Source organism: Pseudoalteromonas sp. S3785 (assembly GCF_005887365.1).
Classification (GTDB): Bacteria; Pseudomonadota; Gammaproteobacteria; order Enterobacterales; family Alteromonadaceae; genus Pseudoalteromonas.
Map to the genome: position 1 here is coordinate 17,807 of NZ_PNCT01000027.1, position 12,291 is coordinate 30,097.

The 12,291-nt window shown below is 42.3% G+C and carries 15 protein-coding genes; 13 read left to right on the top strand and 2 right to left on the bottom strand.

Annotated features, from left to right (window positions below; genetic code table 11):
• Nucleotides 1-15 precede the first annotated feature (15 nt).
• A complete protein-coding gene (locus CWC17_RS07825; RefSeq protein ID WP_055015410.1) occupies nt 16-255 on the bottom strand; it encodes a DUF1653 domain-containing protein in 240 nt (79 codons plus the stop codon).
• 60 nt (nt 256-315) lie between these two features.
• On the opposite strand from CWC17_RS07825, the gene CWC17_RS07830 reads away from it, so the two are divergent.
• The 11 genes from CWC17_RS07830 (at nt 316) to rpoS (ending at nt 7,886) form a co-directional block, all read left to right on the top strand.
• On the top strand, nt 316-795 hold the full coding sequence (locus CWC17_RS07830; RefSeq protein WP_138542039.1) for a DUF2947 domain-containing protein: 480 nt from the start codon (nt 316-318) through the stop codon (nt 793-795).
• Nucleotides 796-870: 75 nt separating this feature from the next.
• Nucleotides 871-1,500, top strand: coding sequence for a hypothetical protein (locus tag CWC17_RS07835; RefSeq protein WP_138612533.1), 630 nt, complete (start codon nt 871-873; stop codon nt 1,498-1,500).
• Nucleotides 1,501-1,530: 30 nt separating this feature from the next.
• Entirely contained in the window at nt 1,531-1,818 is a 288-nt protein-coding gene (gene ftsB, locus CWC17_RS07840; RefSeq protein WP_055015408.1) for a cell division protein FtsB, read from the top strand.
• Nucleotides 1,808-2,509, top strand: a complete 702-nt coding sequence (ispD, locus tag CWC17_RS07845; protein WP_138612534.1) for a 2-C-methyl-D-erythritol 4-phosphate cytidylyltransferase — start codon at nt 1,808-1,810, stop codon at nt 2,507-2,509. Before ftsB ends, ispD begins: the two co-directional genes overlap by 11 nt.
• Nucleotides 2,506-3,003 carry a 2-C-methyl-D-erythritol 2,4-cyclodiphosphate synthase gene (ispF, locus tag CWC17_RS07850; RefSeq protein WP_138612535.1) on the top strand — a complete coding sequence of 166 codons (498 nt, stop codon included), beginning with the start codon at nt 2,506-2,508 and terminating at the stop codon, nt 3,001-3,003. The genes ispD and ispF overlap by 4 nt, the downstream gene beginning before the upstream one ends.
• Nucleotides 3,000-4,046 carry a tRNA pseudouridine(13) synthase TruD gene (gene truD, locus CWC17_RS07855; RefSeq protein ID WP_138612536.1) on the top strand — a complete coding sequence of 349 codons (1,047 nt, stop codon included), beginning with the start codon at nt 3,000-3,002 and terminating at the stop codon, nt 4,044-4,046. Before ispF ends, truD begins: the two co-directional genes overlap by 4 nt.
• The gene (surE, locus tag CWC17_RS07860) at nt 4,030-4,794 is read left to right on the top strand and encodes a 5'/3'-nucleotidase SurE (protein ID WP_138612537.1); all 765 of its coding nucleotides are present in this window, start codon (nt 4,030-4,032) and stop codon (nt 4,792-4,794) included. The genes truD and surE overlap by 17 nt, the downstream gene beginning before the upstream one ends.
• Complete coding sequence (locus CWC17_RS07865; RefSeq protein ID WP_138542044.1) at nt 4,784-5,422, top strand: protein-L-isoaspartate(D-aspartate) O-methyltransferase; 639 nt, start codon at nt 4,784-4,786, stop codon at nt 5,420-5,422. Before surE ends, CWC17_RS07865 begins: the two co-directional genes overlap by 11 nt.
• Before the next feature lie 9 nt (nt 5,423-5,431).
• Nucleotides 5,432-6,010 carry a YqaA family protein gene (locus tag CWC17_RS07870; protein ID WP_055015402.1) on the top strand — a complete coding sequence of 193 codons (579 nt, stop codon included), beginning with the start codon at nt 5,432-5,434 and terminating at the stop codon, nt 6,008-6,010.
• A gap of 41 nt (nt 6,011-6,051) precedes the next feature.
• The gene (locus CWC17_RS07875) at nt 6,052-6,876 is read left to right on the top strand and encodes a peptidoglycan DD-metalloendopeptidase family protein (protein ID WP_138542045.1); all 825 of its coding nucleotides are present in this window, start codon (nt 6,052-6,054) and stop codon (nt 6,874-6,876) included.
• Between the two features lie 35 nt (nt 6,877-6,911).
• Nucleotides 6,912-7,886, top strand: coding sequence for an RNA polymerase sigma factor RpoS (gene rpoS / locus CWC17_RS07880; RefSeq protein ID WP_055015400.1), 975 nt, complete (start codon nt 6,912-6,914; stop codon nt 7,884-7,886).
• 73 nt (nt 7,887-7,959) lie between these two features.
• Here rpoS and mutS read toward each other — a convergent pair whose 3' ends face one another.
• Nucleotides 7,960-10,545 carry a DNA mismatch repair protein MutS gene (gene mutS, locus CWC17_RS07885; RefSeq protein WP_138612538.1) on the bottom strand — a complete coding sequence of 862 codons (2,586 nt, stop codon included), beginning with the start codon at nt 10,543-10,545 and terminating at the stop codon, nt 7,960-7,962.
• Nucleotides 10,546-10,566: 21 nt separating this feature from the next.
• On the opposite strand from mutS, the gene CWC17_RS07890 reads away from it, so the two are divergent.
• Complete coding sequence (locus CWC17_RS07890) at nt 10,567-11,058, top strand: CinA family protein (protein WP_138612539.1); 492 nt, start codon at nt 10,567-10,569, stop codon at nt 11,056-11,058.
• Between the two features lie 65 nt (nt 11,059-11,123).
• Nucleotides 11,124-12,167 (top strand): recombinase RecA, encoded by a 1,044-nt coding sequence (recA, locus tag CWC17_RS07895; RefSeq protein WP_055015397.1) that lies wholly within the window; start codon nt 11,124-11,126, stop codon nt 12,165-12,167.
• Nucleotides 12,168-12,291 lie beyond the last annotated feature (124 nt).

The window sequence follows — 12,291 nt, forward strand, 5'->3', positions numbered from 1 at the left end:
TTTATAATGCCATAGTTAATCTGCAGGTCCAAGGTATGCAAAACGAGGTATGGTTTCGCCATCTTTTTCAACGGTTTCTAAAAACATACTTAGTGGGCGTGCCCACATGCCGTACTCGCCATAAAGGGCTTGGTATATAACTAGTTGCTCGTCGGTTTCACTGTGTTTAGCTACGTAAAATACTTTGTATTGCGGCCCTTTGTAGTGCTGATATATGCCAGGTTTGAGGGAAAGCGGTTTTATTGCTGTAGTCATGTTTTGATCTCTTGTATAATTGCGTTTGCTTTTTATTATGCCAAAGAATACACCAACATTATGAATTATATTTCTCTCGATGATCACAAAAAGGCCTGGGTTTTTCGTCATAAAGACCTCCCTGTATCTGATGAAGACGCTGCGCGTATAAAACCCATGACCAGCGAACGTGCTGCGGTGCTTTGGAGCACTATGGTGAGTCGCGAGTTCGACCACCCCGATTTTTTTGATAAAACCGATTGGTGCGGTAAAGAAGAAAGTTTTAGCGATGAAGTAAACTGGGAAGATGCCTGGGAAAATGGCGATGAAAGCTTACCACAAGCCATATTGGATCATTTAGATTGGCAGGCTAATACCACGGTTTATTTTTGTATGGCGCGCGATAACGTTATCGAAACCACTTTTGATGTATTTAAACGCAATTGGCAAAACTTTATGTTTTTAGCCGATGGCAGTTTATTAATTGGTAAAAAGCGCAATACCGTGGTGCAATTTTTAGAAAGCGGCATTGCTAAGTTAGGTGAAAAACCAAGCGCTTAAATTGTAGTGTGTGCTTAAAAAATAATCGTTGGTGTGCTATAAAACAGCTACCTATTCGTTTTTTGAGTATAACTATTGGTCGCGAAAAATCAGCCACTTGCAGCTCAGCAGCAAGAAATATGGCAAAGTGATGCGCAAAAGGTGTTGTATGCACAATTGTGTAATGCGTTTTATCAGCGTGAGGTGCAGCGCCTAGTTGCTGAGCCTAATGCCGATAAACTTCGTCGCCAATTAAAAAGTTTACCGTATTACATAGAGCGCGCGGCCACATTGGTTGCTAATGGTGGCTCGCCTTTTACGCTTGATTCGCAAAATGGCTCCTGGCTTGAAAAACAAAAGCCAACGCCACCAAAGGTTAATGCTCAGGCAAATGAACTTTTTTATAAAGAATATGCCAAAGTGGGGCTAATAGTGCCGGTGTTATTAAATAGCCATGACCAAGTGAGGCTAAGAATAGACAGCATAGATCAAGTAAGCGACAATAAACTGCATTGCAACGAACTAGGTTGGTTCGATTTTTTTGGCAAGGGTTTAGAGCATGCAAATGCGCAGTTGGTAAAACCCAGTAAAATGAGTTTAACAGCCGCGTGTTGTGGGCATCAGTGGCAATTTTCAAAACGCTGCGCACCTAGGCTGCTTTCACTTAGAGAAATGCTATTAGCGGGTAATATTAATTGGCGTAATATAAAACGCCCACAAGCCTAATTTTATTTAAAAACGAATAGGGAGTGTTAAATGCGGTTGTTTCAGCTTGGCCTGTTGTGCTTAGCACTGTTTATACAATACCGACTTTGGTTTGGTCATAACGGTGTGCAAGATTATACGCGTTTAAAAGCGGCCGTTGTTTCTCATCAACAAACAAACGAAAAACTAATTAAGCGCAATAAAGTACTTACCGCCGACATAGAAGATTTAAAACTTGGCCAAGAAGGCATAGAAGAGCGCGCTCGTAACGAATTAGGAATGATTAAACCGGATGAAACATTTATACGTGTTTTACCGGGTAAACAACATGAAAATTAATACTACAATTGCTGCCATTGTCCCTGCTGCCGGCGTGGGTAGCAGAATGCAGCACAGCGCACCTAAGCAGTATATTAAATTGGCAGGAAAAACTATTTTAGAGCATACGCTTTGTAAGCTTTCGCAGCTTCAAAGTTTAAGCCAAATAGTGGTCGCCGTGAGCCAAACAGACCCTTATTTTGACACGCTTCCATGTATAGACTCTCGCATCTTGCGCGCTAACGGCGGACAAGAGCGTGCTGATTCAGTGCTTAATAGTTTATTATTTTTAGAAAATAACCCTCCTGAATGGGTGTTGGTGCACGACGCGGCCCGCCCACTTGTCACTATTAACGATATTGAAACCTTAATAGCGCATTGTATAGCCGACGACGAAGGCGGTATTTTAGCAAGCAAAGTGAAAGACACCATCAAACGCGGTAGCACGCATAGTGAGCAAACCGTGCCTCGTGATGATTTATGGCAAGCCCTTACGCCACAGTTTTTTAAATATGACGAGCTAAAAAATGCGTTGCAGCATGCGCTTTGTGAAGACGTAACAATTACCGATGAAGCCAGTGCCATTGAGTGGGCAAGCAAGCCCGTTAAACTAATTTCAGGGCGAAGCGACAATATTAAAATAACCACGCCAGAGGATTTAGACCTGGCGGGGTTTTTATTAAACAAACAACAAAACGAGCAAGCATTATGATTCGAATTGGCCATGGTTTTGACGTACATAAATTTGGCGGCGAAGGCCCAATAACAATTTGCGGCGAAAAAATAGATTACCCGCAGGGGTTTTTAGCACACTCTGATGGCGATGTTGCTATTCATGCATTATGCGATGCTATTTTAGGCGCGTTGGCGATGGGCGATATTGGTAAGCATTTTCCGGATACGGCGAGCGAGTATGAAAATATCGACAGCCGTATTTTACTTCGCCATGTTGTAGGCCTTGCCAAAGAGCAAGGTTATGTATTGGGTAACGGCGATGTCACTATTGTTGCACAGGCGCCAAAAATGCTGCCGCACATCCACGCTATGCGCACTAATTTAGCCAGCGATTTAGATTGCGAGCTTAGCCAAATTAACGTTAAAGCCACCACCACCGAAAAGCTTGGGTTTGAAGGGCGCAAAGAAGGTATTTCTAGCCATGCGGTGGTTATTATGAATAAAGCGCTTACGAGTACCACCAACGCATGAGCGATTTAAACTATTTATACGGCGCACCGCTTTCAAAAGCAGACTTTAAAACCACTGCTGAAGATTTTATGGTTGATGAAGACCTCGGTATAGAGTTTACCGGCAGTGGTGAGCATGTATGCTTGCAAGTGGTAAAAAAAGGCGAAAACACGCAATACGTTGCTAAGTTAATTGCACAAAAGGCTGGAGTGTCGCCGCGTGAAGTAAGCTATGCCGGCATGAAAGACCGCCACGGCGTGTGTAGCCAATGGTTTAGCGTAAAAGTGCCCATTAAAAAGCATATTGATTTTAGCGAGCTAAATAGCGACAGCATTTTTGTGGTTTCGCAACAGCGCCACGAGCGCAAGTTACGCACTGGTTGCCATAAAGGAAACCGATTCACTATTACCCTTCGTAATGTTACCGAGCCGCTTGATATATTATGTCGTATTAATGCCGTGCGTGCTGGTGTGCCTAACTACTTTGGCGAGCAACGATTTGGTCGCGATGGGCATAATTTAGTAATGGCCGAAAAAATGTTTGCCGGGGAGCGTATTCGCGATAAAAAACTGCGCGGTATTATTATTTCCGCCGCCCGTTCTCATGTATTCAATCAAATAGTGAGCTTGCGTGTTAAAGAGCATGGCTTAGCCAAAACCATGCACCGTGAAGTATTTATGCTCAGCGGTAGTAACGCATTTTTTGAAGATGCAATAAGCGATGAAAACATAGCACGTTTAGCCTCTGGCGATATTATGATGTCGGCCCCTATGGTGGGAAAAAGTGAAAAAGGTTTAACTGAACAAGAAAAAATATGGTTAAAACCGTACCAAGCATGGTGTGAAGGCTTAGGCGAATTAGGCCTTAAAAATGAGCGCCGTATGCTGCGCCTCATTCCGCAAAATTTAACCATAGAAACACTAGACGAAACGACTTTAAAATTAAGCTTTGGATTGCCTAAAGGGTGTTTTGCTACCGCTCTTTTACGTGAGCTGGTGGATTACACCGATGCAAGCCCTAATGAGCGAAAAGAAAAGGACAGTCAAAATGAAGATACTGCTTAGTAACGACGATGGTGTAAATGCCAAAGGGATTGCGGTTTTATACCAAACCCTTACGCAAATTGCCGATGTAACTCTTGTCGCTCCAGACCGCAACTGTAGTGGCGCCAGTAACTCGTTAACGCTCATCAACCCATTACGTTCAACCACCCTTGAAAACGGTTTTATATCTGTTAATGGCACGCCGACGGATTGTGTACATCTAGGGGTTAATCAGTTAGTTGATGAAACCCCAGATTTAGTAGTGGCAGGTATTAACCACGGTGCTAACTTGGGCGATGACACGCTTTATTCTGGTACTGTTGCAGCGGCAACTGAAGGGCGCCATTTGGGTTTACCAGCAATTGCAGTATCACTTTGCTCGCACCATGGTGAGCATTTTGAGACCGCAGCTGCTGTAACCGTAAACATAATTAAAGGGTTGGCCTCGCACCCACTACCTAAAGATCAAATTATCAATGTTAATGTACCTGATGTTCCTTTAAGTGAATTAAAAGGCGTACAAGTAACACGATTAGGTGCTCGTCATAAAGCGGAAACCATGACCAAACAAACAGACCCATGGGGGCGCGATATTTTTTGGTATGGTTCGCTTGGTATTGAAAGTGATGCTGGTGAGGGTACTGATTTTTACGCTATTAATAATGGCTTTGCATCAGTAACGCCATTAAGTGTAGATATGACAGCAAAAGAGAGTATTGAAGCGGTAGGACAGTGGTTGGCTGAAATGGAGATAAACCGTGCTGGCTAATTACTCGCGCAGTGCTAATGCGCTTTCTCAGCTTTTAGAGCAAGAAGGGGTAGAAGACAAACAGGTATTAAAAGCCATTGCCGATATACCACGCCATGCCTTTATTGATGATGTGCTAAAGCACAAAGCATATGAAAACACGGCCTTGCCTATAGGACAAGGGCAAACTATTTCGCAACCTTATATTGTGGCGCGCATGACCGAGCTGCTTTATTTAGCGGGTGTGCGCGACAAAGTATTAGAAATTGGCACAGGCTCTGGTTATCAAACCGCGGTGTTAGCCAAATGTTTTAATAAAGTATTTTCGGTTGAGCGGATTAAGACGCTGCAATGGCAAGCCAAACGCCGTTTACATCAACTTGATTTATACAATGTAACCATGAAACATGGAGATGGTTGGCAAGGCTGGCAATCTCAAGCTCCGTTTGATGGTATTATAGTTACTGCCGCCGCTTCAAAAGTGCCTCAGGACTTGCTCGGGCAGTTAGCTGATGGGGGGGTATTGCTTGCCCCTATTGGAGAGCAAGAACAAAAATTAACCATGATTATTCGCCAAGGCAATGGCTTCGCAGAGCATGTTATTGCACCCGTACGGTTTGTCCCCCTCGTCCCTGGTGATATTGAATAGGAATTCACGTTGAAATTGTTTACTAAGTTATACGATATGGCCCTCGTGTGGGCAAAACACCGTTTTGCTGAGCGCTACTTAGCAGCCATGAGCTTTGCAGAGTCGGTTTTTTTTCCGGTGCCCCCTGATGTCATGCTGGCCCCTATGTCGCTTGCACAGCCAAGTAAAGCGTGGCGTTTTGCAAGCTTTGCAACGGTTGCCTCAGTGCTTGGTGGTATTGTAGGTTATTTTTTAGGGTACTGGTTATTTGAGCCGGTTGTTCAGCCGTTAATAGAGCAAATGCATTGGCAAGAAAAGTTTGAAACAGCACTTACGTGGTTTAAAGAGTATGGTGTGTGGGTGGTATTTTTAGCAGGGTTTTCACCGATACCTTATAAGGTATTTACCATAGGTGCAGGGGTATTACAGATGGCCTTTTTGCCATTTTTAATAGCTTCAGCAATTGGCCGTGGTGCGCGTTTCTTTTTAGTTTCAGCTTTAATGAAGTGGGGCGGAGTTAAAATGGAGCAAAAATTACGTCAATATGTTGAAGTACTTGGCTGGGGTTTAGTTGTATTAATAGTAATAGCGTACTTTTTTCTACGTTAATTGCTAAAAACAACACTTTTATAGTTTTGGAGTAAAACCTGTTGAATAAACGATTTTCACTTTATTTAATTGTATTTGCAGCAGTTTTACTCCATGGTTGCTCATCTCGGAACGCGCCAGCTCCAGTAAGTAGTTTAAATAGTAATGTTAACGATTTTCAAAAAGGCGTTAACATTTATGGTAGTAAATACAGGGTGCAAAAAGGTGACACACTTTATTCGATTGCCTTTAGCGCAGGAAAAGATTTTAGAGCGCTTGCAAAAAACAATTTAATTCCATCACCTTATGTTATCTACCCTGGCCAGGTTATTGACCTAACCGCCAATGATAAAAATAGTATTGCTAAAAACTCTTCTAATAAGAGTAAAAGCACTAAAAATAAAACACAGAAAAAAAGTAACAAAAAATTAAAGAAAAGTCTTGATCAGCCGAAACAACGAGAGTATGTTCGAAAACAAGCCAATGAAATAGTTAGTAATGCTAAACCTTCGTCGAGCAGTAAAGTAAAGTGGTTTTGGCCTGCAAAGGGCAAAGTGACTAAACGCTTTTCTAATAAGGAAAACGGTTACAAGGGTTTACAGATTACTGGCCGTACAGGGGCTTCAGTTTTAGCCGCAGCACAAGGAACGGTGGTGTATGCGGGTAATGCGCTTCGAGGATACGGTAATTTAATCATTTTGAAACATAATGATGATTACCTAAGTGCTTATGCACACAACTCGAAACTACTTGTTAAAGAAAAGCAGAAAGTTAAGGCAGGACAAAAAATAGCAGAAATGGGCAAGTCAGAATCTTCGGTCACTGCGCTTCGTTTTGAAATTCGCTACCGTGGGCAAGCTGTCAACCCTGCTAAATACCTTCCCTAATTTCTAGGTATTGATAATTGCTCGGGAGAAGGCTTATGGCTAACGCAGCAAAACTTGACAAAAACACCACCGACGAAAAATTTGATGACACCGCAGTAGAGGAAACTGCAGCCCTACTTGAAGAGGTAGAGAACGAAGAAGAGATATTTGCAAAAGAGGAAGTAACTAAAAACCTCGATGCGACCCAACTATATTTAGGAGAAATTGGTTTTTCTCCCCTGCTTAGCGCTGAAGAAGAAGTCTTTTTTGCCCGCAAATCACTACGTGGATGTGAAGCATCTCGCAAGCGTATGATTGAAAGTAATTTACGTTTAGTTGTAAAAATTGCCCGCCGTTATAATAACCGAGGTTTAGCACTTTTAGATTTAATTGAAGAAGGTAACCTAGGGTTAATTCGCGCTGTTGAAAAATTTGACCCAGAACGCGGTTTTAGATTTTCAACTTATGCAACTTGGTGGATACGCCAAACAATTGAACGCGCTATTATGAATCAAACGCGCACTATTCGATTACCAATCCATGTAGTTAAAGAATTAAATGTTTACTTGCGTACAGCACGTGAGCTAACTCAAAAGCTAGACCATGAGCCTACCGCTGAAGAAATTGCTGAGTGCCTAGGTAGACCCGTAGAAGACGTAACTAAAATGCTACGCTTAAACGAAAAAATAGCCTCAGTTGATATGCCAATTGGTGGTGAAAACGACAGCGCTCTTTTAGATATCATTGCCGATGAAAAAAGCGCAGGTCCTGAAGGTGAAGTACAAAACAACGATATTAATAAGCACATTGTAGATTGGTTAGGTGAGTTAAACCCTAAACAACGAGAAGTATTAGCGCGCCGCTTTGGTTTACTAGGCTACGAGCCATCAACACTTGAAGATGTTGGCCGTGAAATTGGTTTAACGCGAGAGCGCGTAAGACAAATTCAGGTAGAAGCATTACGTCGTTTAAAAGATATTTTACAACAAGAGGGGTTAAGCACAGAAAGTTTGTTTGACCAGTTCTCGTAACTCATACTTAGACTGTCTATGTGTTTAAAGGCTGAAGGATAAAACCTTCAGCTTTTTTTATGCCAAATTAAATTTAAAGCAGCGCTTTTAATTTATAAAGTAATTCGTGTGCTTGACGCGGCGATAGATTATCAGGGTCAATGGCACTGAGTTGCTCCTCAACCTCTGATGGCTGTGGCGCAGGTAACTCATTAGCAAAAGAAAACGCTTGCTGCTCTGAATTTGGAGCGGTCACGCTTTGGTGGTTTTCGAGCAGTTTAAGCTTTTGCTTTGCTTGAGCTATTACGGCCTTTGGCACACCAGCAAGCGCTGCAACCTGTAACCCAAAGCTTTTACTTGCTGCACCATCAAGTACGGTATGCATAAATGCTATGGTGTCGTTGTGCTCTATGGCATCTAAGTGCACATTCACTAACCCCGTTTTTTGCTCTGCAAGTTCTGTTAATTCAAAATAATGCGTAGCAAATAATGTTTTAGCAGATATTTTTTGTGCCAGATGATCAGCGGTTGCATAAGCAAGTGATAAGCCATCGTAGGTACTGGTGCCTCTGCCTATTTCATCCATTAATACTAAAGATTGCGCAGTTGCATTATTTAATATTGTGGCGGTTTCTGTCATCTCTACCATAAAAGTAGAGCGACCAGAGGCTAAGTCGTCGCTTGCGCCAATGCGAGTAAATATTCGGTCTATATTACCAATTTTTGCACTATCAGCAGGGACATAACAGCCAATATGCGCCATTAATACGATAAGTGCTGTTTGACGCATATAGGTTGATTTACCACCCATGTTAGGACCAGTAATAATCAACATTTTACGCTGGCTATTTAGCTCCACAGGGTTAGCAATAAAAGGTTCTTTCATTACTTGCTCAACCACAGGGTGGCGACCTTGCTTAATGCTTATATTATCATCATCGCATAGCTGTGGTTTTGCATAGTTAAGTGTTTGTGCTCGCTCTGCTAGGTTATTGAGTACATCTAAATCGGCCAATGCACTAGCCATCATTTGCAGCTGTTCAATATGCGGAGCTATAAATTCAAATAGCTCTTCGTATAACTGTTTTTCAAGTGCGAGCGCTTTTGATTGGCTGCCTAGTACTTTATCTTCATGCTCTTTTAGTTCAGGTATTATATAGCGCTCATTATTTTTAAGCGTTTGGCGGCGAATATAATCAGCAGGTACTAAGTGCGAATTAGCACGACTTACTTCGATAAAAAAGCCATGCACCTTGTTATAGCCAATTTTTAATGTGCTGATCCCCGTGCGCTCGCGCTCTCTAAGCTCTAGTTGCTCAAGTATATCGGTAGCGCCTTTACTCAAGTTTCGCCATTCATCAAGCTCGCTGTTGTAGCCTGGTGCAATAACGCCCCCATCGCGAATGAGTACTGGTGGGTTATCAATTACAGCGCGCTCAAGTAAAGCTTGTAGTTCAGGCAGCTCTGGAGAATGGCGAACAATGCTGGCGATACGCTCATCATTAGCATCGTTTAATAATGCGTGCAGTGGTGCGAGTGCTTGTAAGGCACTGCGTAGCCGAGTTAGATCGCGCGGGCGTGCGGTGCATAAAGCAAGACGTGCTATGACGCGTTCAATATCACCAATTTCTTTTAATGAGTCGTGTAGCTCGCCATATAACTGCGCATCTAAAATAGCGCTAATAGCATTTAAACGTGAGTTAAGTTCATTTTTATTGCGCACAGGTGTATGAATGCGGCGTTTAAGTAAACGTGATCCCATGGCTGTGGCAGTCTTATCGAGTACCTGAGCTAAGGTGTTTTCAAAGCCACCTGATAAATTAACAGTTAACTCTAAATTTTTGCGTGTTGCAGCATCTAATATAACGGCATGCTCATTATGTTCAAGTGTAATAGCACGAATGTGAGGCAGGGCAATACGTTGTGTATCTTTTACGTATTGCATTAAACAACCCGCAGCGACCAAAGCAGCATGCGCTTTATCTACACCAAAGCCTACTAAATCTTTGGTGCCAAACTGCTCGCACAGTAAGTGTTGAGCGGTATCTAAGTCAAACTCCCATTCAGGGCGTCGGCGTGCCCCTTTAATATGTTCAATTAAATGTGTGCTTTCAAAGCTTTCACAGTATAAAAGCTCAGCAGGAGCTAAACGCTGCAGGGTTGAAGTAAACGCTTCGTCGGTGTTCACTTCAACTATATTGAAACGCCCTGAATTTATATCAAGGTAGGCAATACCGTATAACCCTTTTTTATTTTGCCATACGCTAGTGAGTAAGTTATCTTGGCGCTCCTGCAATAGCGCTTCATCTGAAATTGTGCCCGGTGTTACTATACGCACTACTTTGCGCTCAACAGGCCCTTTACTGGTTGCGGGGTCACCAACTTGCTCACATATAGCGACTGATTCGCCCATTTGCACTAAACGTGCTAAATAGTTTTCTACTGCGTGATAAGGAACACCCGCCATAGGGATAGGATCGCCACCGGCTTTACCACGATGCGTTTGCGAGATATCAAGTAATTGGGCCGCGCGTTTAGCATCATCAAAAAAGAGTTCATAAAAATCCCCCATACGATAAAACAATAAAATATCGCGATGCTCAGATTTAATTTTTAGATACTGCTGCATCATAGGGGTTTGTTGTTTTATAGTGTGCGGTGCATAAAGATCAAACGACATGTATTTACCCAAAGGCTGAATATGGAATTACATCAAGAGATTAAAACACTTGCTGCGCAATTGGGCGTTATTTTAACGGATAAACGCTTATGGATCACTACCGCTGAATCATGTACTGGTGGTGGGGTGAGTTATGCGCTGACAGATACACCTGGCAGCTCTGCTTATTTGGGCCGCGCATTTGTTACTTATAGTAATGAAGCTAAGCATGAGCTGCTTAATGTGGCTAATACTACGCTTGAGCAATTTGGTGCCGTAAGTGAGCAAACCGTAAAAGAGATGGCTTTTGGTGCCGCAAGCGCTGCCAAAGCTGATATTGCAATTGCTATTTCGGGTATCGCAGGGCCAGGCGGAGCAATGCCTAATAAACCGGTAGGCCTTGTGTGGTTTTGCATACAAATTGCCAATGAACAATTTACGTTTAAGCAAATATTTAAGGGAGATAGAGCACAAGTTAGAATGCAAGCTATTGAATTTGCGTTAAAAAGCACTATCGATAAGATAAAGTTATAAATTTAACTTGATACTGTGATTTCATACAGTATACTTGTTCGCATTAGCCGGATTTGGAGAACAGAATGAACGATAATAAACAAAAAGCGCTGGACGCTGCACTATCACAAATTGAGCGTCAGTTTGGTAAAGGCTCAATTATGAAGTTGGGCGATAACAAAGCCCTAAACATAGATGCTGTATCTACAGGCTCACTTGGGATTGATATTGCTTTAGGCATAGGTGGTTTGCCTATGGGGCGTATTGTTGAAGTGTATGGCCCTGAGTCATCTGGTAAAACAACGCTTACTTTGCAAGTTATCGCACAAGCACAAAAAGAGGGCAAAACATGTGCCTTTGTTGATGCTGAGCATGCGCTAGATCCGGTATACGCGCAAAAGTTAGGTGTTAACATTGATGAGCTATTAGTTTCTCAGCCAGATACCGGCGAGCAAGCTCTTGAGATTTGTGACATGTTAGTACGTTCAAGTGCTGTAGATGTTGTTATTGTCGATTCTGTTGCGGCACTTACACCTAAAGCTGAAATTGAAGGCGATATGGGTGATTCGCACATGGGCTTACAAGCACGTTTAATGTCGCAAGCATTACGTAAGCTTACAGGTAATATTAAACGCTCAAATACGCTATGTATTTTCATTAACCAAATTCGTATGAAAATTGGTGTAATGTTTGGTAACCCTGAAACCACAACTGGTGGTAATGCACTTAAATTTTACGCGTCAGTTCGTATTGATATTCGCCGCATTGGCTCTGTAAAAGAAGGCGATGAGGTAGTCGGTAACGAAACCCGTGTTAAAGTGGTTAAAAACAAGGTTGCACCACCATTTAAGCAAGCTGAGTTCATCATTATGTATGGTGAAGGTATTTCTAAACAAGGTGAGTTAATTGATTTAGGTGTTAAGCATAAAATTGTTGAAAAAGCAGGTGCTTGGTACAGCTACAATGGCAATAAAGTAGGCCAAGGTAAATCAAACTCTATTAAGTTTTTGAAAGAAAATCCAGAAATTGCTGATGAGATTGAAGGTAAATTACGCGATATGTTGCTATTAAAAGCAACCGTTGAGCCAGAAGATGGCGAAGACGTACTAGGTGATGAGCCTGATCTTTAAGTGTTAAATGTTCTCTAAGCTTGATTTGACCCGAGCTTTAAAAGGCGCTAACAAGCAATGGTTAGCGCCTTTTTGTATTGTAACTTTAAAAAAACGGCACTAAAAAGTGCCGTTAAATTTAAAA